A 19,516-nucleotide genomic window follows, 5' to 3' on the forward strand; every position below is an offset into this window, starting at 1 on the left:
ATAAAAAACGTCCCCAGCGAAGCATTCCGCTGTGGATAATTTTTTGATGTGAAAATTTGGAGCGGGAAACGAGACTCGAACTCGCGACCCCGACCTTGGCAAGGTCGTGCTCTACCAACTGAGCTATTCCCGCATACTTATCTGGACCAGCTTGCTTGCCGGGACCAGTAAATCTGGATGGTGCGTGCCTTTCAGCATTTCAAATTTGGAGCGGGAAACGAGACTCGAACTCGCGACCCCGACCTTGGCAAGGTCGTGCTCTACCAACTGAGCTATTCCCGCATATTTATCCGGTTTCAGCTTCATTGCCGACACCAGTAAATTTGGATGGTGCATTTCAAATTTTGGAGCGGGAAACGAGACTCGAACTCGCGACCCCGACCTTGGCAAGGTCGTGCTCTACCAACTGAGCTATTCCCGCTTATCATCGATTTTTCAGTAAGTTAGAACTACTTTTTACTGAAATTTCGTGATGCCGTGTTTCACATTTCTGTGTCTTCACGGGAGGCGCATTATACGAGAAATCCTTCCTGCTGCAAGCCCCTGAAAGCAAATTTTCGTTTTTTTTGTTTAAATGCCGATTTAATCGACAAAGTGCACATTTTTACAGCAAACCCACGCCAGCACTGGCTTGCAGGGCCAGAAAAAAAACGGCCCTGCGCGCATGAACATTACAACTTAATAAAATGTTCGCGATACCAGGCCAGCTCAGCCACGGATTCGCGAATGTCATCCAGCGCCTGATGCGTATTCTGTTTTTTCAGTCCTTCCAGCACTTCCGGTTTCCAGCGACGAGCCAGCTCTTTCAGCGTGCTGACGTCAAGGTAGCGATAATGGAAGTAAGCCTCCAGTTCCGGCATGTACTTAAACAGGAAACGGCGGTCCTGACCGATGCTGTTGCCGCAAATGGGCGATTTCCCCTCCGGCACCCACTCTTTTAAGAACGCGATGGTAGCCAGCTCCGCGGCGCGATCATCCAGTTGACTGGCCTTCACGCGATCCACCAGCCCGCTGCCGGTATGCGTACGCACGTTCCAGTCATCCATTAACGCCAGTTGTGCGTCGGTTTGATGCACGGCGATGACCGGCCCTTCCGCCAGAATGTTCAGGTTTGCATCGGTCACCAGCGTCGCGATCTCAATAATGCGATCGCGCTCGGGATCTAACCCCGTCATCTCCAGATCGATCCAAATGAGGTTGTTTTCATTTGCGCTCATGCTATTTTCCACCCTTCTCGCGTAACTATATTCATCTAGAATTGCGTGTATCATAGTTGTTTTGCCCATCCAGGGCGACCAGGAGCCAGCACGATTGAGTAAAAATAAACTCTCCAAAGGGCAGCAGCGCCGCGTCAAAGAGAACCACCAGCGCCGGTTGAAAACCTCTACGGAGAAAGCTGACTATGATGACAACCTGTTCGGCGATCCGTCCGAAGGCGTTGTGATCAGCCGCTTTGGCATGCATGCCGATGTGGAATCCGCCGACGGCGAAGTGCATCGCTGTAATATTCGTCGCACGATCCGTTCGCTGGTCACCGGCGACCGGGTGGTCTGGCGTCCTGGCAAAGAAGCAGCGGAAGGCGTCACGGTAAAAGGCATTGTCGAAGCCGTACATGAACGCACCACGGTGCTTACGCGCCCCGATTTTTATGATGGCGTAAAACCCATCGCCGCCAATATCGATCAAATTGTGGTGGTGTCGGCGATCCTGCCAGAGTTGTCGCTGAACATTATCGATCGATACCTTGTCGCCTGCGAAGCCTTGCAGGTTGAGCCACTGATCGTGCTGAATAAAATCGATCTGCTGGACGATGACGGTATGAATTTCGTCCATGAGCAGATGGATATCTACCGCCATATCGGCTATCGCGTGCTCATGGTTTCCAGTCATGCACAGAATGGCCTTAACCCGCTGATTGAGGCGCTGACCAACCGCATCAGTATATTCGCCGGGCAGTCCGGCGTGGGGAAATCGAGCCTGCTTAACACGCTGCTCGGGTTGCAAGAGGAGCAGATCCTCACCAACGACGTTTCCGATGTCTCCGGCCTCGGGCAGCACACCACCACCGCCGCTCGCCTTTATCACTTCCCGCACGGCGGCGATGTGATTGATTCGCCTGGCGTTCGCGAATTTGGCCTCTGGCATCTTGAACCGGAACAAATCTTCAACGGTTTTGTCGAATTCCATGACTATCTGGGCCAGTGCAAATACCGGGATTGCAAACATGACACGGATCCGGGTTGCGCCATCCGCGAAGCGGTCGATAAAGGCGAAATTGCTGAAAGCCGTTTCGAAAATTATCACCGCATCCTGGAAAGCATGTCGCAGGTAAAAACGCGTAAAAGCTTTTCTGAATCAGATGACTGACAACTAAGCTAAGCATCGCTAGAATCGTCCCCTTTTTAGAAAAGGATCCGGCCCCGGCGGCGGATCAGGAACGACAAAAACAATGGCCTGGAGGCTACCTTGTTAAACGCATTTAAACTTTCGCTTCAATACATTCTGCCGAAACTGTGGCTCACTCGCCTGGCGGGCTGGGGCGCAAGCAAACGCGCGGGCTGGCTGACCAAACTGGTTATCGATCTGTTTGTGAAATACTACAAGGTCGATATGAAAGAGGCGCAGAAGCCCGATACCGCCAGCTACCGCACCTTTAATGACTTTTTTGTACGCCCGCTGCGCGACGACGTTCGTCCGCTGAATACCGACCCTAATGTGCTGGTGATGCCGGCAGACGGCGTGGTGAGCCAGCTTGGCGCTATCGAAGAAGATAAGATCCTGCAGGCCAAAGGCCATAACTACAGCCTTGAAGCCCTGCTGGCAGGCAACTACCTGATGGCCGATCTGTTCCGCAACGGCAGTTTTGTCACCACCTATCTCTCTCCGCGCGACTATCACCGTGTTCATATGCCGTGTAACGGCATTCTGCGTGAGATGATTTACGTGCCGGGCGATCTCTTCTCCGTTAACCACCTGACAGCGCAAAACGTACCGAACCTGTTTGCCCGTAACGAACGCGTGATCTGTCTGTTTGATACAGAATTCGGCCCGATGGCGCAAATTCTCGTCGGCGCGACCATTGTCGGCAGTATCGAGACCGTCTGGGCAGGAACCATTACGCCGCCGCGCGAAGGGATCATCAAGCGCTGGACCTGGCCTGCTGGCGAAAGCGAAGGCGCGGTTGCATTGCTGAAAGGTCAGGAAATGGGCCGCTTCAAGCTGGGCTCCACCGTGATTAACCTGTTTGCACCGGGCAAAGTGACGCTGGCGGAACAGCTGCAAAGTCTGTCGGTCACCAAAATTGGTCAACCGCTGGCAGTGTCCACCGACACGTTCGCCCCTGTCGAAACTGAACAGGCGCCCTTGCCGGAAGCGGAAATCAACGCCGAACACGACGCCAGCCCGCTGGTGGACGCCAGAAAAGACGAAGGTTAATCCCCCAAAACAGGAAGACTGATGTGCGCCTGATTATCACATTTCTGATGGCCTGGTGCCTCAGCCTGGGGGCCATGGCGGCATCGGCCCCCGATGCCAGACAAATTACGCAGGAACTGGAGCAAGCCAAAGCGGCGAAGAACACGCCTGACCAGGCGGAAACTGTCGAGCTGCTCCAGGCTGCGCTCAACGCGCTCGAAGAACGTAAAGGTTCACTTGAGCGCGCTCAGCAGTACCAACAAGTCATTGATAATTTCCCTAAACTTTCCCGCACCCTGCGTTCTCAACTGGACAACCTGCGCGACGACCCCAAATCCGTCCCGGCGGGCATGAGCAGCGACGCGCTGAACCAGGAGATCCTGCAAGTCAGCAGCCAGTTACTGGAGAAGACCCGTCAGGCGCAACAAGAACAAGAGCGCGCACGGGAAATCAGTGATTCCTTAAACCAGCTTCCACAGCAGCAAACCGACGCCCGTCGCCAGGTGACCGAAGTGGAACGCCGCCTGGGTGCGCAAAATGCGACAACGCCGCTGGCGCAGGCGCAAAATCTCAGCGCACAGGCAGAATCGGCGAAACTGAAAGCGCTGGTGGATGAACTGGAGCTGGCGCAACTGTCGGCCAATAACCGCCAGGAATTGTCGCGCATGCGTTCCGAGCTGGCGCAAAAGCAGAGCCAGCAACTGGATGCCTACCTGCAAGCCTTGCGCAATCAGCTTAATAGTCAGCGTCAGCGTGAAGCCGAGCAGGCGCTGGAAAGCACCGAACTGCTGGCGGAAAACAGCGATAATCTTCCTGTCGGTATCGTTGAACAGTTCCGAATCAACCGCGAGCTGTCGCAGGCGCTTAACCAGCAGGCGCAGCGTATGGATCTGGTGGCATCTCAGCAGCGCCAGGCTACCGGGCAGACGTTGCAGGTGCGCCAGGCGCTCAATACGCTGCGTGAACAATCCCAGTGGCTGGGCGCATCAAATATGCTCGGCGAAGCGTTGCGCGCACAGGTTGCCCGTTTACCGGAAATGCCCAAACCGCAGCAACTGGACACCGAAATGGCGCAGTTGCGCGTGCACCGCATGCGTTACGAAGATCTGCTGAACAAGCAACCGCAACTACGGCAAATACGCCAGGCGGACGGCCAGCCGCTCACAAACGAGCAGAACCGTATTCTGGAAGCACAGCTGCGCACTCAGCGCGAGTTACTGAGCTCGTTATTACAGGGCGGCGATACGCTGATCCTTGAACTGACCAAACTGAAAGTTTCCAATAGCCAGTTGGAAGATGCGCTGAAAGAGGTGAATGAGGCGACCCACCGCTATCTGTTCTGGACGGCAGATGTCAGCCCTGTCACCTTCGCATGGCCGATTGAAATCGTCCAGGATCTGCGCCGTCTGCTGTCGCTGGATACCGCCAGCCAGTTGGGCAAGGCCAGCGCCATGATGCTCACCAGCAAAGAGACGTTATTCCCGCTGTTTGGCGCCTTGATTCTGGTGGGATTCAGCATTTACTCGCGTCGGCACTTTACCCGCTTTCTGGAGCGTTCCAGCGCCCGTGTCGGTAAAGTCACCCAGGATCACTTCTGGCTCACTATGCGCACGGTGTTCTGGTCCATTCTCGTCGCCTCTCCTTTACCGGTGCTATGGGCAACGCTGGGTTATGGTTTACAGGAAGCCTGGCCTTATCCCCTGGCGGTCGCCGTTGGCGACGGTGTGACTGCCACAGTGCCACTACTGTGGGTGGTGATGATTTGCGCCACCTTTGCCCGACCTACCGGGTTGTTCGTCGCGCACTTTGGCTGGCCGCGCAATCGCGTCGCGCGCGGTATGCGTTACTACCTGATGAGCATTGGCCTGATCGTACCGTTGATCATGGCGTTGATCATGTTTGATAACCTCAACGATCGGGAGTTCTCCGGATCGCTGGGCAGACTCTGTTTTATCCTTATCTGCGGCGCACTGGCGCTGGTTACGCTGAGTCTGAAACGCGCCGGGATCCCTCTGTACGTGGATAAAGCCGGCAACAGCGACAATATGCCAAACCACCTGCTGTGGAACCTGCTGATGAGCGCGCCGCTGATTGCCATTCTCGCGGCATCCGTCGGCTATCTGGCCACGTCGCAGGCGCTGCTGGCCAGGCTGGAAACCTCCGTCGCCATCTGGTTCCTGTTGCTGGTGGTTTATCACATCATCCGCCGCTGGATGCTGATCCAGCGCCGCCGTCTGGCCTTCGAACGCGCCCGTCACCGCCGCGCGGAAATCCTCGCCCAACGTGCACGCGGCGAAGATGAGCCGCCGCATCAAACCAGCACCGAAGGGGTTGCCGACGTCGATGAGGCAGAAGTCGATCTTGATGCCATCAGCGTGCAGTCCTTGCGGCTGGTGCGCTCTATTCTGATGCTGATTGCGTTGCTGTCGGTCATTGTGCTGTGGTCGGAAATTCATTCCGCTTTCGGCTTCCTTGAAAATATTACCCTGTGGGACGTCACCTCGACTGTGCAGGGCGTGGAAAGTCTGGAGCCGATTACGCTGGGCGCGGTGCTGATTGCCATCCTGGTGTTTATCATCACCACGCAGCTGGTGCGCAACCTCCCGGCGTTGCTGGAGCTGGCGCTGTTGCAGCACCTTGAACTCGCGCCAGGCACCGGTTATGCCATTACCACCATTACCAAATATCTGCTGATGCTGTTTGGCGGACTGGTGGGGTTCTCGATGATCGGTATTGAGTGGGCAAAACTGCAGTGGCTGGTGGCTGCTCTGGGCGTCGGTCTCGGCTTTGGTTTGCAGGAGATCTTCGCCAACTTTATCTCCGGTTTGATCATTTTGTTTGAAAAACCGATCCGCATCGGCGACACCGTGACGATCCGCGATCTGACCGGCAGCATCACAAAGATCAACACCCGCGCCACCACCATTAGCGACTGGGATCGCAAAGAGATCATCGTGCCGAACAAGGCCTTTATCACCGAGCAGTTTATCAACTGGTCGCTGTCGGACTCCGTGACCCGTGTGGTGCTGACGGTTCCGGCGCCAGCAGACGCTAACAGCGAAGAGGTCACACAGATCCTTTACACTGCAGCCGCACGCTGCTCGCTGGTGATTGATAACCCGGCACCGGAAGTGTTCCTGGTCGATCTGCAGCAGGGGCTGCAACTGTTTGAGCTGCGTATTTACGCTGCGGAGATGGGACACCGTATGCCGCTGCGCCACGAAATCCACCAGTTAATTCTGGCAGGCTTCCGTGAGCACGGTATCGATTTGCCGTTCCCACCGTTCCAGATGCGCCTTGAAAGTCTCGACGGTAAACGCACAGCGCGAACGCTGACATCAGCAGGCAAAAACAGCAGGCCAGCGGGAAGTTTGTAGAGCAGAATATTCAGCGCCTGATGGCGCTATGCTTATCAGATTTGCGGATTCATCAGAACAGGGGGTTGTGAGCCGGGTCGGCGCAACCGCCTCCCGGCAAAGATGATATTCACGCCCGGTCGACGGTAAAGGCAATAACATCCGCCAGGCTTTCAGCCTGCAATGCCAGCATCACCAGACGATCAACGCCCAGTGCCACGCCGGAGCAGTCCGGCAGGCCCGCTTTCAGTGCTTCCAGCAGGTTCACATCCACCGGCTGCTGCGGCAGACCGCGCGCCGCGCGTTTGCGGTTGTCCTGCTCGAAACGCTGCTGCTGCTCGCGGGCGTCGGTGAGTTCATGGAAACCATTCGCCAGCTCGATTCCCTTGAAGTACACCTCAAAACGCTCAGCAACGCGGTGATCTTCGGTGCTGATCTGCGCCAGCGCGGCCTGACTTGCCGGGAAGTGGTAAACAAAAGTCGGACGATCTTTACCGATCTGCGGCTCTACGCCCATTGTAAACAGCAGTTGCAGCAGCGTATCGCGGTCTTCTTCGGTGTCGGCAATATTGCTCAGATCCAGCTTTGCTGCCACTTCGCGCAGTTGGGTTTTATCGGCAGAGAGCGGATCCACCTCCAGGTAACGCTGGAACGCCTGTTGGTAAGAGATCGATTCCGCTGCCGGGCACTCCAGCACCTGCTGCAATAAATCATCCACTTCATTCATTAAGCGGTACATATCGTAATGCGGACGATACCACTCAAGCATGGTGAATTCCGGGTTGTGATGACGCCCCATCTCTTCGTTACGAAAGCTTCTGCACAGCTGGAATACCGGCCCGCAACCCGCAGCCAGCAAGCGCTTCATATGGTATTCCGGGCTGGTCATCAGATAGAGATTAAGCCCCTGAGAGTGGCCCGGCCCGACAAAACGGGTCTCAAACGGGAACAGATGAATGTCTGTTACCGTTGCCTGGCTCATACAGGGCGTTTCCACCTCGAGCACGCCGCGATCGGCGAAGAAACGACGGATCTCAGCCATAATGGCTGCTCGTTTCAATAGATTAGGGATGGATGCGCTCGGCTGCCAGGTTGCCGTCTCGCTCATGGTGCTTTCTCCGAATTCAGACAAGGGCACGAAGTCTACCCGCATCGATCCACAGAGACAAATTTTGCACAAAAAATTTTCACTTATGTCGTCTATAAATAATGAGGGGCGTTTATGTGCTGATATCTGTCAATATCGATGATGCATCACACTAAAGAACGGCAAAAAAATCGAACACATCAAATTTCCCTTCCATCCCTACGGTTATACTGCGCTTACCCAAAAAGGAGCAGTGGAACATTTCCGCAACTACCTCAAGCGCTTCAGGCTTATCGTTGCGGAACAACAATAATCTGGAGGAATGTCGTGCAAACCTTTCAAGCCGATATCGCTGTGATTGGCGCAGGCGGAGCAGGATTACGCACCGCGATCGCTGCGGCGCAAGCCAACCCTAACGCTAAAATCGCACTGATTTCAAAAGTCTATCCCATGCGCAGCCATACGGTTGCTGCAGAAGGCGGTTCTGCCGCCGTCGCCCAGGATCATGACAGCTTCGAGTACCATTTCCACGATACCGTTGCTGGCGGTGACTGGCTTTGCGAACAGGATGTCGTCGACTATTTTGTGCACCATTGCCCGACAGAGATGACCCAACTTGAACAGTGGGGTTGTCCGTGGAGTCGCCGACCCGACGGTTCGGTCAACGTGCGCCGCTTCGGCGGGATGAAGATCGAACGTACCTGGTTCGCAGCCGATAAAACCGGCTTCCACATGTTGCATACGCTGTTTCAAACCTCCCTTCAGTTTCCGCAAATCCAACGCTTCGATGAACATTTTGTGCTGGATATTCTGGTCGACGACAACCATGCTCGCGGCCTGGTGGCGATGAACATGATGGAAGGCACACTGGTGCAAATCCGTGCGAATGCCGTGGTAATGGCAACGGGCGGCGCGGGTCGCGTTTACCGTTACAACACCAATGGTGGCATTGTCACCGGCGACGGTATGGGCATGGCGCTGGCGCACGGTATACCGCTGCGTGATATGGAATTTGTGCAGTATCACCCGACCGGTCTGCCCGGTTCCGGCATTCTGATGACGGAAGGCTGCCGTGGTGAAGGCGGGATCCTCGTCAACAAAAATGGCTATCGCTATTTGCAGGATTACGGCATGGGGCCGGAAACGCCCCTGGGCGAACCGAAAAACAAATATATGGAGCTGGGTCCGCGCGATAAAGTATCGCAGGCGTTCTGGCATGAGTGGCGCAAAGGCAACACCATCTCCACGCCGCGCGGCGATGTAGTGCACCTCGACTTGCGTCATCTTGGCGAGAAAAAGATCAAGGAACGTCTGCCGTTTATCTGCGAACTGGCGAAAGCCTACGTTGGGGTCGATCCGATCAAAGAACCGATCCCCGTGCGCCCGACTGCCCACTACACCATGGGCGGTATCGAAACCGATCAGAACTGCGAATCCCGCATCACCGGGCTGTTTGCCGTGGGCGAGTGCTCTTCTGTCGGCCTGCACGGCGCCAACCGCCTTGGTTCGAACTCACTGGCGGAACTGGTGGTGTTTGGTCGCCTGGCCGGTGAACGCGCGATGGAGCGTTCTGCCACCGCAAGCCACGCCAATGACGATGCGCTGAATGCGCAGGCGGCGGATGTCGAACAGCGTCTGAAAAAGCTGGTTAACCAGCAAGGTAACGAAAGCTGGGCGAAAATCCGTGATGAAATGGGCGAATCCATGGAAGAAGGCTGCGGTATCTACCGTACGCCGGAACTGATGCAGAAAACCGTGGATAAACTGGCGGAGCTGCAGGAGCGCTTTAAACGCGTGCGTATTACCGATACCTCCAGCGTGTTCAACACGGATGTGCTCTACACCATTGAACTGGGCCATGGCCTGAACGTGGCGGAATGTATGGCGCACTCCGCGCTGGCGCGTAAAGAGTCCCGCGGTGCCCATCAACGTCTGGACGAAGGCTGTACCGAACGCGATGACGTCAACTTCCTCAAGCATACCCTTGCCTTCCGCGACGCTGACGGCGCAACACGGCTGGAATACAGCGACGTGAAAATCACCACGCTGCCACCGGCAAAACGCGTTTACGGCGCAGAGGCGGAAGCGACCGAGAAGAAGGAGACGAACAATGGCTGAGATGAAAAATCTGAAAGTCGAGATCGTGCGCTATAACCCGGAAGTGGACAACGCACCGCACAGCGCCTTCTACGATGTGCCCTACGACGAAGCAACCTCGCTGCTCGACGCGCTGAGCTATATCAAAGACAACCTTGCGCCTGACCTGAGCTATCGCTGGTCGTGCCGTATGGCGATTTGCGGCTCATGCGGGATGATGATCAACAAGGTGCCCAAACTGGCCTGTAAGACCTTCCTGCGTGACTACGAGAAAGGGATGAAGGTAGAAGCGCTGGCGAACTTCCCGATCGAGCGCGATCTGGTGGTCGACATGACCCACTTTATCGAGAGCCTCGAAGCGATTAAGCCTTATGTCATCGGCAATACGCGTACACCCGATCAGGGGCCGGGGAAACAGACACCGGCGCAAATGGCGAAATATCACCAGTTCTCCGGCTGCATCAACTGTGGTTTGTGCTATGCCGCGTGTCCTCAGTTTGGCCTGAACCCTGAGTTCATAGGCCCGGCGGCGATCACGCTGGCGCATCGCTACAATCTGGACAACCGCGATAAGGGTAAAGCAGAGCGTATGGGGCAACTGAACGGCCAGAACGGCGTGTGGAGCTGCACTTTTGTCGGCTATTGCTCGGAAGTGTGTCCGAAGCATGTCGATCCCGCTGCCGCTATTCAGCAGAGCAAGGTGGAAAGTTCGAAAGACTTTCTTATCGCCACTCTGAAACCACGCTAAGGAGTGCATTATGACGACTAAACGCAAAGCCTGGGTTCGTCCCGTACCCGCAAGCTGGTGGAAACAACTGCCGTTTTATCGCTTCTATATGCTGCGTGAAGGAACGGCGGTGCCAGCAGTCTGGTTCAGCATCGTGCTGATTTACGGGCTCTTTGCCCTCAAACACGGCCCGGAAAGCTGGACCGGTTTTGTAGACTTCCTGCAAAACCCGATTGTGGTAGTTCTTAACCTGATTTCGCTGGCGGCAGCGCTGCTGCACACGAAAACCTGGTTCGAACTGGCGCCGAAAGCGACGATCATCATCGTGAAAGATGAAAAAATGGGGCCAGAGCCAGTGCTGAAAGCGCTCTGGGCGGTTACAGCGGTGGTCACTGTCGTGATCCTGTTTGTCGCACTGTTCTGGTAAGGAGGCCAAGGTGATTAACCCGAATCCAAAACGTTCCGACGAACCCGTATTCTGGGGCTTGTTTGGCGCAGGTGGTATGTGGAGCGCAATTGTTGCTCCGGTGATTATCCTGCTGGTGGGTGTGTTGCTGCCGCTGGGGCTCTACCCCGCAGAAGCACTCAGCTATGAGCGCGTACTGGCGTTTGCGCAAAGCTTTATTGGCCGCGCCTTTATCTTTTTGATGATTGTATTGCCGGTGTGGTGCGGCTTGCACCGTATCCACCATATGATGCATGACTTAAAAATCCACGTGCCTAGCGGTAAATGGGTATTCTACGGCCTTGCCGCCATTCTGACCGTGGTGACCCTGGTCGGCGTGATTTTTATTTGATACCTGTCGCTCTCCTGCGCAAGCGGGAGAGCAAATTTTCCCCCAGCGTCTATACCTGAAAGAAAATGCTGGAAGGAAAATCTTATGCGTTTTCTCCTCGCTGTTGCAGCCGCGTTTTTACTTTCTGCCTGTAGTTCCCCCACACCTCCCGACGGCGTTCAGGTTGTTCAAAATTTTGATGCGCAACGCTACCTGGGGAAATGGTACGAGATTGCCCGTTTTGATCACCGCTTCGAGAGCGGTCTGGAGCAGGTCACCGCCACTTACAGCCTGCGCGATGACGGGGGATTAAACGTGATAAACCGTGGCTATAACCCGGATCGCGGTATGTGGCAGCAATCAACGGGTGAAGCGTATTTCACGCACTGCGGCGCTGAAAGTCTCGTTTTTCGGCCCCTTCTACGGTGGATACAATGTTATCGCGCTGGATGATAATTACCGCTATGCGCTGGTCTGCGGGCCGGATCGTGACTACCTGTGGATCCTGTCGCGCACGCCATCCCTCCCCGCCAGGGTTAAACAACAGATGCTGGAGATCGCGTCGCGACAGGGTTTCGCCGTGGAAAAATTACTCTGGATTAAACAAGCGCCTTAATGGGCGCTGAGTTTCAGACCAACAATCCCCGCAACGATCAGACACAGACTGAAAACGCGCGCCAGACTTGCGGATTCGCCAAGCAATACGATGCCGGCAATCGCCGCACCGACGGCGCCAATCCCGGTCCAGATGGCATATGCTGTACCAACCGGCAGGGTTTTCATTGCCCATGAGAGCAGCACAATACTGGCGACCATCGCCGTGACGGTGACAATGCTGGGGGTTAAGCGTGTGAATCCATGAGTGTATTTCAGGCCGATGGCCCAAACCACTTCCAGAAGACCTGCAACAAGAAGAATAAACCAGGACATTATTGGCTCCGGTGCGGGGCCGTCCCCGTTGAACATGCACACTGGCGGGTCGTCCCGTCAGGTGTTTGAAGAGGGTCGATTCTGACCATTTCAGTTTATTATTTCAACATTTTTGTGCTTACCTAATTTTAGGAGGTTAAAGCAAGAAATAGCCACTGTTCGCAGCGGAATTCAGTCATTTATTCAGCATATATACACCCTATGATGAATCGCTTTCCTGAATACAGGAAGTTGTGCGCCACCTCCTGACTGCGAAGAAAAATATGTTCAAGATTCTCGTGATTGACCGTTGTTACTTCACCCGTTCAGGGATGGAATCCTGGCTCAATCAAAATGATTTGTTCCCCGCATCATTCCTTGTAACCGCACTGCATAATTTGATGCTGGCGAGAGAGCATATTGTGCAATGGCGGCCAGATTTAGTGATCGCTGACCTTCATGGTTTTAAGAATGAAATCCATCATAGTCAACAACTTGCCTCTCTTTTTTCTGCCTGCGGTGAAGATACTCAGGTGATGCTGCTGGAATCCGGCGAAGATGCGCAACTCTCAGAAATCTATGCGCAATTCAGGGTTAAAACAACGTTGCTGAAAACAGCACCACTGGACACGTTAGCGCAAGCCATTGATGCCCTCGTGCTCGCCCGTCCTGTGCGCGCAATACCGCATGTTGCCACGCCTTTACTGACAAAGCAGGAAGAGAAAGTATTAACGCTGTGGATGGAAGGCAGAAGCAATCAGACGATTGCCGCCAAACTGAGTATCAACGGCAAAACCGTCTACACCTATAAGCGCAATATCAGAATGAAACTGGGCATGGGGAACCGATTTACACCGTTCCTGTCGCTGCCAGAAAGCTCAAATTAACGGTACGACGAACGCCGTACCGATAGAGGTTACTGCTGTGCTTTGGTTGCCGCGCCAGAGATCGCGCTACCGCCTTCAGAGATATCCTGACCTACACCTCGAGTGGTATTACAGGCCGTCAGGGCAGAGGAAAGGAGCAGTACAGAAAAGATCGCAGCAATTGTCTTCTTAACCATAATATCTTCCTTTTGTGACCAATATTGTTAGCCACTTAAGCATAGACAAGATTCCGGAACGTTACCGGAACAGAGGCATTTTTAAGAAGATGTGAAGTTTTAGTTGGCCGCGCGGGAAATAACATGACCAAGACTCTGGATATCTTCACCGACGCCGCGCGCGGTATTGCAGCCAGACAGAAGAGCACAACCAAGAAGCATCAGTGAGACAAGTTTCGCAAAACGTTTCATCATCCCGGCCCTGAGAAATTCAGCGGCGTAGCACGGCGCTACGCCGAAGTCGTGAGGATTATTTCACGCGAGATACATATTCGCCAGAGCGGGTATCCACTTTAATCACTTCACCGATCTGCACGAACAGCGGAACTTTAACCACTGCGCCAGTGCTCAGGGTTGCCGGTTTGCCGCCAGTACCCGCAGTATCACCTTTCAGACCCGGATCGGTTTCAATGATTTCCAGTTCCACGAAGTTCGGCGGAGTCACGGAGATCGGCTGACCGTTCCACAGGGTCACGATGCACTCAGCCTGGTCCAACAGCCATTTTTCGCTGTCGCCAATCGCTTTCGCGTCTGCGGACAGTTGCTCGAAAGTTTCGTTGTTCATGAAGTGCCAGAACTCACCATCGTTGTACAGGTAAGTCAGGTTCATATCGACAACGTCCGCGCCTTCAGCAGAGTCAGTAGACTTGAAGGTTTTCTCTACGCGAGTACCGGTCAGCAAGCGACGCAGTTTAACGCGCGCAAATGCCTGGCCTTTACCTGGTTTCACGAATTCACTGGCTTCAACCGCGTACGGTTCGCCGTCCATCATGATTTTAAGACCGGCACGAAAATCGTTGCTATAGTAAGTCGCCATAAGGCCCTCTGAAATTGTTAACTGGTAGCTTAGCCAAAAAAATGGCACACATTGTAACCCTAAAAACCCCTTCCAGAGAAGATTGGTTATTGCAACTTGCCGATGTAATAACCGATCCCGATGAACTGTTACGTATTTTAAATGTAGACCCGGATGCGCAAATGCTGGCCGGACGCGAAGCAAAACGCCTTTTTCCCCTGCGCGTACCGCGGGCTTTTGTGGCGAGAATGGAGAAAGGGAATCCGAACGATCCTCTGCTGCGTCAGGTACTTACCGCTGCCGAAGAGTTTATTGCAGCGCCGGGCTTCAGCGCCGATCCGCTGGAAGAACAACACAGTGTGGTGCCGGGGTTACTGCACAAATACCGCAACCGCGCCCTGCTGCTGGTAAAAGGCGGTTGCGCCGTCAATTGCCGTTACTGCTTCCGCCGCCACTTTCCATACGCCGATAACCAGGGCAACAAACGCAACTGGCAAGGCGCACTGGACTATATCGCCACGCATACAGAGCTGGATGAGATTATTTTTTCCGGCGGCGATCCGCTGATGGCGAAAGACCATGAGCTGGACTGGCTGATTGAACAACTGGAAGCAATCTCCCATATCAAGCGTTTGCGCATCCATAGCCGCCTGCCGATAGTGATCCCGGCGCGTATCACCGACACGCTGACGGCCCGTTTCGCGCGATCTTCGTTGCAGATCCTGCTGGTTAATCATATTAACCACGCCAGGGAGATCGATGATGATTTCCGCGCGGCGATGGCCAGGCTACGTCAGGCCGGCGTAACACTGCTGAACCAAAGTGTGTTGCTGCGTGGAGTGAATGATAACGCACAAACGCTGGCGGACCTGAGCAATGCACTGTTCGACGCGGGGGTGATGCCTTATTACCTGCACGTGCTGGATAAAGTTCAGGGCGCTGCGCATTTTATGGTGAGCGATGAGGAAGCGCGGAATATCATGCGCGAATTGCTGAAGCAGGTTTCAGGCTATATGGTGCCGAAACTGGCTCGTGAAATTGGCGGAGAACCCAGCAAGACACCGTTAGATCTGCAATTACGCCAGAGCTAAAAAACACGGCTATGCCACGAGACAGAGCATAGCCGTGAAAATCTGCGAATCTGATGACAGCAGACTCAAACTACTGTTTAGAATTTTTCCCAACCATCATCTTCACTGACGACTGTCGGATTCATCTGGGTGTGCTTAGCGGCTGTAGCGGGTTTATGTGCAACGTTTTGCCCCGGCAGACGAAAAACATCAACCAGTTGCTGCAGTTTCGTCGCCTGGTCTTCAAGACTGCCTGCGGCAGCCGAAGATTCCTGAACTAAAGCCGCATTCTGTTGTGTTGTGGTATCCAGTTCAGACATCGCCTGAGCGATTTGCGTGATCCCGCGGTCCTGCTCGTCTGACGCTGCGGCAATTTCCTGCATCAGATCTTTTACCTGCATAACAGAATGCACAATGCCACTCATGGCTTCGCCTGCCAGATCAACCTGTCGGGCACCGTCTTCAACGTAGTTAACGGACTCATTGATCAGGGTTTCGATCTCTTTTGCCGCTTGCGCGCTGCGCTGGGCCAGCGAACGGACTTCCCCCGCAACAACGGCAAAGCCTCTCCCCTGATCCCCCGCTCTTGCAGCCTCTACCGCGGCATTAAGCGCCAGGATATTCGTCTGGAAAGCAATGCCGTTGATCACCGAGGTGATTTCGGAAATTTTATTCGAGCTTCCGATAATGTCTTTCATGCGATTAACCGTTGCACTAACCACCTCGCCGCCCTGTGTTGCTGCCTGAGAAGCAGCAATAGAGAGTTGGCTGGCCTGATGCGCGTTGCTCGCATTCTGTTTCACCGTGGAGTTGAGCTCCTCCATGCTGGCGGCTGTTTCAACAACCGCAGCCGACTGCTGTTCCGTGCGAGCGGAAAGTTCGTTGTTACCCAATGCTATCTCATTGGCTGCTGTATTCACGGAGGAGGAGGCAGAACGCACCATTTTTAGAGACTCCGCCATGCGCCCTATCAACTGATTAAACGCATTGGCGGCCTGGCCGATTTCGTCCATACGCCCAATGGGAATAGCATAGCTGAGATCCAGGTTTTCACTGATATTCACCATGCCATCTTTCATTTCATTCAGGCGGCGTCGAATATTCAGCACCGTTATTAAACCAAACAGGCCCAATAATATTGTCGCAGCCAACGTTGCAGAAATAGATAACACCATAGAACGAGAAATTAAACTATCACTCTTACTTTGTGCCTCGTCGACTAACCAGGTGTTATAGGCGACCTGATCGGAAAAGTCCTTCACCAGAATTGCTATATTCTCCGCAATCATACCGCCACTACGCATGGCATTTGCAGTAGCCGCACGATCATTATTTTCAGATAATTTAAAATAGCTGTCCATTACCGCACGGAATTTCTCCAGGTCAGCAAGTGTTTTTTTAGACTGGTCGAGATCTTTCTGATCCACGGTAAGCTGCTGAGTATAATGTTGATGCATACTGTACAGCTCATCGAAAATTTTCAACGCATTCTGTTTTATTTCCGCCATTTGTGCTGCATCGTCCGTCAGAGCATGCAAAAAGAGCTGAGCGCGGACACTCGTAACCTTCAGCATCTCAGCATTTATCTCATCGAGACTGGGTAACGTATTTTCCTGGAAGACTTTTTGCGAACTTCCTATTTCAGATAACGACATCATAGCAATGAGGTTCGTACCAATCAGGCTGGCTATTAGTAACGAAAAAGCAAGCAACAATCGCTTTGTAATATTCATGACAAGCTCCCAACGCCATCATAATTAAAATAACACGCCGTAAAATCCATCTTGCAATGAATCCTGTCGGGACTATCGGCACGCAGCGATAATGCTTTACGCTTTACGCTATAAAAAAATGCAAAGAGAATAATATAACGATGCAGGTCAATATTTCGCGATAATTTATATTCAGGGAATTTATTAATGCAGCAAAAATATAAATAGAATGGATTTTAAATCATAAATAAAATAACAGAGACAAGAGTAAACTGTGCAACTCCCGCCATTACTGGCGGGAGTGAAAAAATAAGATCAATTCGGGCATTTATAAACCTGACCGCTCATTTCACTGGCGGTCGGAACAAAACTGGACAAAAAGCCCTGAGTCGGACTGTTTACGCTATAAAGTACGTTGCCGCCCATTGCTGCCGCCTGGTTGCGCAGGGCATTTGCCGCACCGCGCATGGAACCACCCTCTTCACCGTGTTGCCCGGAAAGCCAGTTGCTCTGTTTACCGGTGGCGGTGCCGAGATACCGGCACTGTGCGCCAGGCTTCTCTTCAACAAAGCGCACGTTCTGCCCACCGGCGCTCAAATCGTTGCTACTGCTACATCCGGCCAACAGTATCGCGGCACCCACGATCCCTGCTAAATGTTTTACGTACATGTTATTCCCCATAATCAATGAGCTGGACGCATGTCGCCCGTGTGTAAACCTTATACTAAAAAGATGACCAAAAGAAACACGCCGTCATCGCAGGTCGCACAAATCAGGAAAAATAAGGCGGGAAACCCCACCGCGAGCGGCAGGGTTACATGAGGGTTAACATCCGTCGTAATTGAATGTCGAACCGGGAACGATTTTGTTGACCGGCTGTATTGCAGCGTCGCCATTCTGATCGACATTGATTTTAAAAACATGCCAGAGCAGGTCCGACGGTGCCCCGGATGCGCTCTCCACCGCCCAAGTGTAGGCTCTGCCATCCGGGAGCTCGACTTTTACTTTTGCCCCGACCATTAACGGCCCCAAATCCGGACGGTGGTTATTGACCGAATAACAATATGCGCCCGGATGCATACGCTTGATGATCATGATTTCAGGACCATACCCCTTTTCGACATCCTGATTCAGAAAGGCGTCTGCATTGGCGGGCGCCTTGCTTGCGTTATACACATGAATCCGCTGCCCGCCTGGATTGGTCGACGGTGGAGGAACCACGATATGCGCATCCAGATTTCTGGGGGTGGCATCCCACGTCAGGGAGATACGCGCCGATGCTCCCTCCAGACGGTGCGTTAACGTCACATCCAGGGCATAGCTCGCCACATTGGGCACATCCAGCGTCAGACTCTGCGCGAGATATGCTTTTGACGTCGCCTCAACATAATACCTTCCCGGCCTGACATTAAGTCGGTAGCTGCCGTTGCTGCTCGTTGTGGTCGAATAGACCGGTTGCGCATCGCCTTTTGCGGGCCGCTCATCGTACATGTTCATCGAATCGAGCGAAGAGGGATGCCACGCTGTAAGGGGGTAATACGCATTCACGCCGAGCTTCATATAACCGGTCCCGACCTCACCCCCCAGCCCCAGACGGGCGTTTTTGCCGGTGTAATCGTAGTCATAAAAGGTATTCACGCCGAACATCCAGTCATGACGGTAATGGCGATAGCCCACACCGAGATTAGCGATATTGCGATCCTGATTGCTATGCAGACCAAGCTGACTAAATAACAGATGATGATTTGTCTCCACCAGGGGCAGCAACAGATCGCCGGTCATCATGCGGTTGGTTCCCAGTGAAGTCTGTACCGTCCCTTTTTGTCCCAACCAGTCGCTAACCTGCTGATTAATTAACCCTTCCCCCAGACTGCGCGCCAGCCCAAACGACGATTCACGAATATCACCCGAGGTAAATAACTGCCCCACCTGCGCCAGGTTTGAGGCCGCATCCTGTTCTGGTGATACGCTCGCGCGCACTTGTTCGGCATCTGATTCACCGCCCAACGCGGGCAACGTGGAAGAAAGAATTGCCCGGTTTGCCGCGCCAAAAGACGGGGAGGGTTGGGGAGGTATTCCTTGTTCGTTAATCAGGTTTTGCAAACCCGCCATGGTTTCACTCATGGTCTGGTAATCCTGATATTCGCTCGCCCGAACGCCTGCCGTGATGGTTAATAATAATGGGCTCAAGAACTGAAGAAATATCATTCCCCAGGTTAGGCCCCATTTCCATCCGGATAGTCGAATTATCGTTATCATTACATCACCGCAAAAAAAGAATAACGCGCCGCATAACTTATGGCCGCTCACAAAGATTGGTGATTTATTCATTAAATGCTGGCGAGATTTTTCATTTTCTCTTTAACGATTTGATAACTGGTGTAGTGCACTTTTGCACATAGCGTGTCCAGTTTCACATCAAGTTGCAGGGTATAAACGTCCTTCGCTTCCTTGCCCATAATATTTTTAT

At 53.5% G+C, this 19,516-nt stretch carries 19 protein-coding genes, 3 tRNA genes and 1 pseudogene; 10 read left to right on the forward strand and 13 right to left on the reverse strand.

The window, feature by feature from the left end; translation table 11 throughout:
- Positions 1 to 57: 57 nt before the first annotated feature.
- From N7922_RS22410 to orn, 4 genes are all read right to left on the reverse strand, one after another.
- Positions 58 to 133 (reverse strand) — tRNA-Gly (locus N7922_RS22410).
- 73 nt (positions 134 to 206) lie between these two features.
- A tRNA-Gly gene (locus N7922_RS22415) sits at positions 207 to 282 on the reverse strand.
- 63 nt (positions 283 to 345) lie between these two features.
- Positions 346 to 421, reverse strand: a tRNA-Gly gene (locus tag N7922_RS22420).
- Between the two features lie 250 nt (positions 422 to 671).
- On the reverse strand, positions 672 to 1,217 hold the full coding sequence (gene orn, locus N7922_RS22425; protein WP_263098340.1) for an oligoribonuclease: 546 nt from the start codon (positions 1,215 to 1,217) through the stop codon (positions 672 to 674).
- Between the two features lie 94 nt (positions 1,218 to 1,311).
- Between orn and rsgA the strand changes: the two genes are divergently transcribed.
- From rsgA to mscM, 3 genes are all read left to right on the forward strand, one after another.
- Positions 1,312 to 2,367, forward strand: coding sequence for a small ribosomal subunit biogenesis GTPase RsgA (rsgA, locus tag N7922_RS22430; protein WP_263098341.1), 1,056 nt, complete (start codon positions 1,312 to 1,314; stop codon positions 2,365 to 2,367).
- Positions 2,368 to 2,466: 99 nt separating this feature from the next.
- Entirely contained in the window at positions 2,467 to 3,435 is a 969-nt protein-coding gene (gene asd / locus N7922_RS22435) for an archaetidylserine decarboxylase (RefSeq protein ID WP_263098342.1), read from the forward strand.
- Positions 3,436 to 3,458: 23 nt separating this feature from the next.
- The gene (mscM, locus tag N7922_RS22440; protein ID WP_263098343.1) at positions 3,459 to 6,791 is read left to right on the forward strand and encodes a miniconductance mechanosensitive channel MscM; all 3,333 of its coding nucleotides are present in this window, start codon (positions 3,459 to 3,461) and stop codon (positions 6,789 to 6,791) included.
- A 109-nt stretch (positions 6,792 to 6,900) separates the two neighbouring features.
- Here mscM and epmA read toward each other — a convergent pair whose 3' ends face one another.
- Entirely contained in the window at positions 6,901 to 7,878 is a 978-nt protein-coding gene (gene epmA / locus N7922_RS22445) for an elongation factor P--(R)-beta-lysine ligase (protein ID WP_263098344.1), read from the reverse strand.
- 306 nt (positions 7,879 to 8,184) lie between these two features.
- Between epmA and frdA the strand changes: the two genes are divergently transcribed.
- The 5 genes and pseudogenes from frdA (at position 8,185) to N7922_RS22470 (ending at position 12,073) form a co-directional block, all read left to right on the forward strand.
- Complete coding sequence (gene frdA / locus N7922_RS22450) at positions 8,185 to 9,975, forward strand: fumarate reductase (quinol) flavoprotein subunit (RefSeq protein WP_263098345.1); 1,791 nt, start codon at positions 8,185 to 8,187, stop codon at positions 9,973 to 9,975.
- Entirely contained in the window at positions 9,968 to 10,702 is a 735-nt protein-coding gene (locus N7922_RS22455; RefSeq protein WP_263098346.1) for a succinate dehydrogenase/fumarate reductase iron-sulfur subunit, read from the forward strand. The genes frdA and N7922_RS22455 overlap by 8 nt, the downstream gene beginning before the upstream one ends.
- A gap of 10 nt (positions 10,703 to 10,712) precedes the next feature.
- Complete coding sequence (frdC, locus tag N7922_RS22460; protein ID WP_263098347.1) at positions 10,713 to 11,108, forward strand: fumarate reductase subunit FrdC; 396 nt, start codon at positions 10,713 to 10,715, stop codon at positions 11,106 to 11,108.
- Between the two features lie 10 nt (positions 11,109 to 11,118).
- Positions 11,119 to 11,478: a fumarate reductase subunit FrdD gene (gene frdD / locus N7922_RS22465; protein ID WP_263098348.1), complete on the forward strand. Its 360-nt coding sequence runs from the start codon at positions 11,119 to 11,121 to the stop codon at positions 11,476 to 11,478.
- A gap of 210 nt (positions 11,479 to 11,688) precedes the next feature.
- Positions 11,689 to 12,073: pseudogene (locus N7922_RS22470) on the forward strand (lipocalin family protein).
- Here N7922_RS22470 and sugE read toward each other — a convergent pair.
- Positions 12,070 to 12,387, reverse strand: a complete 318-nt coding sequence (sugE, locus tag N7922_RS22475) for a quaternary ammonium compound efflux SMR transporter SugE (RefSeq protein WP_134318978.1) — start codon at positions 12,385 to 12,387, stop codon at positions 12,070 to 12,072. The pseudogene N7922_RS22470 and the gene sugE overlap by 4 nt on opposite strands.
- 263 nt (positions 12,388 to 12,650) lie before the next feature.
- Between sugE and N7922_RS22480 the strand changes: the two genes are divergently transcribed.
- Positions 12,651 to 13,253, forward strand: a complete 603-nt coding sequence (locus tag N7922_RS22480) for a helix-turn-helix transcriptional regulator (protein ID WP_263098349.1) — start codon at positions 12,651 to 12,653, stop codon at positions 13,251 to 13,253.
- Positions 13,254 to 13,282: 29 nt separating this feature from the next.
- On the opposite strand, the gene ecnB is transcribed toward N7922_RS22480, so the two are convergent.
- The 3 genes from ecnB to efp all read right to left on the reverse strand — a co-directional run bounded on the left by ecnB (position 13,283) and on the right by efp (position 14,285).
- Entirely contained in the window at positions 13,283 to 13,429 is a 147-nt protein-coding gene (ecnB, locus tag N7922_RS22485) for a lipoprotein toxin entericidin B (RefSeq protein ID WP_061498526.1), read from the reverse strand.
- A gap of 99 nt (positions 13,430 to 13,528) precedes the next feature.
- Positions 13,529 to 13,660, reverse strand: a complete 132-nt coding sequence (locus N7922_RS22490) for an entericidin A/B family lipoprotein (RefSeq protein ID WP_263100982.1) — start codon at positions 13,658 to 13,660, stop codon at positions 13,529 to 13,531.
- A gap of 58 nt (positions 13,661 to 13,718) precedes the next feature.
- Positions 13,719 to 14,285, reverse strand: coding sequence for an elongation factor P (efp, locus tag N7922_RS22495; RefSeq protein WP_131407187.1), 567 nt, complete (start codon positions 14,283 to 14,285; stop codon positions 13,719 to 13,721).
- Positions 14,286 to 14,326: 41 nt separating this feature from the next.
- Here efp and epmB point away from each other — a divergent pair, with 41 nt between their 5' ends.
- Positions 14,327 to 15,355: an EF-P beta-lysylation protein EpmB gene (gene epmB / locus N7922_RS22500; RefSeq protein WP_263098350.1), complete on the forward strand. Its 1,029-nt coding sequence runs from the start codon at positions 14,327 to 14,329 to the stop codon at positions 15,353 to 15,355.
- A gap of 77 nt (positions 15,356 to 15,432) precedes the next feature.
- On the opposite strand, the gene N7922_RS22505 is transcribed toward epmB, so the two are convergent.
- The 4 genes from N7922_RS22505 to N7922_RS22520 form a co-directional block, all read right to left on the reverse strand.
- Positions 15,433 to 17,067 (reverse strand): methyl-accepting chemotaxis protein, encoded by a 1,635-nt coding sequence (locus tag N7922_RS22505; RefSeq protein WP_263098351.1) that lies wholly within the window; start codon positions 17,065 to 17,067, stop codon positions 15,433 to 15,435.
- Between the two features lie 294 nt (positions 17,068 to 17,361).
- Positions 17,362 to 17,715 (reverse strand): DUF4156 domain-containing protein, encoded by a 354-nt coding sequence (locus tag N7922_RS22510; protein ID WP_263098352.1) that lies wholly within the window; start codon positions 17,713 to 17,715, stop codon positions 17,362 to 17,364.
- Positions 17,716 to 17,871: 156 nt separating this feature from the next.
- Positions 17,872 to 19,170: an inverse autotransporter beta domain-containing protein gene (locus tag N7922_RS22515; RefSeq protein ID WP_263098353.1), complete on the reverse strand. Its 1,299-nt coding sequence runs from the start codon at positions 19,168 to 19,170 to the stop codon at positions 17,872 to 17,874.
- Between the two features lie 206 nt (positions 19,171 to 19,376).
- Complete coding sequence (locus N7922_RS22520) at positions 19,377 to 19,505, reverse strand: hypothetical protein (RefSeq protein WP_263098354.1); 129 nt, start codon at positions 19,503 to 19,505, stop codon at positions 19,377 to 19,379.
- Positions 19,506 to 19,516: the final 11 nt, after the last annotated feature.

The organism is Kosakonia sp. ML.JS2a, from assembly GCF_025642095.1.
GTDB lineage: Bacteria > Pseudomonadota > Gammaproteobacteria > Enterobacterales > Enterobacteriaceae.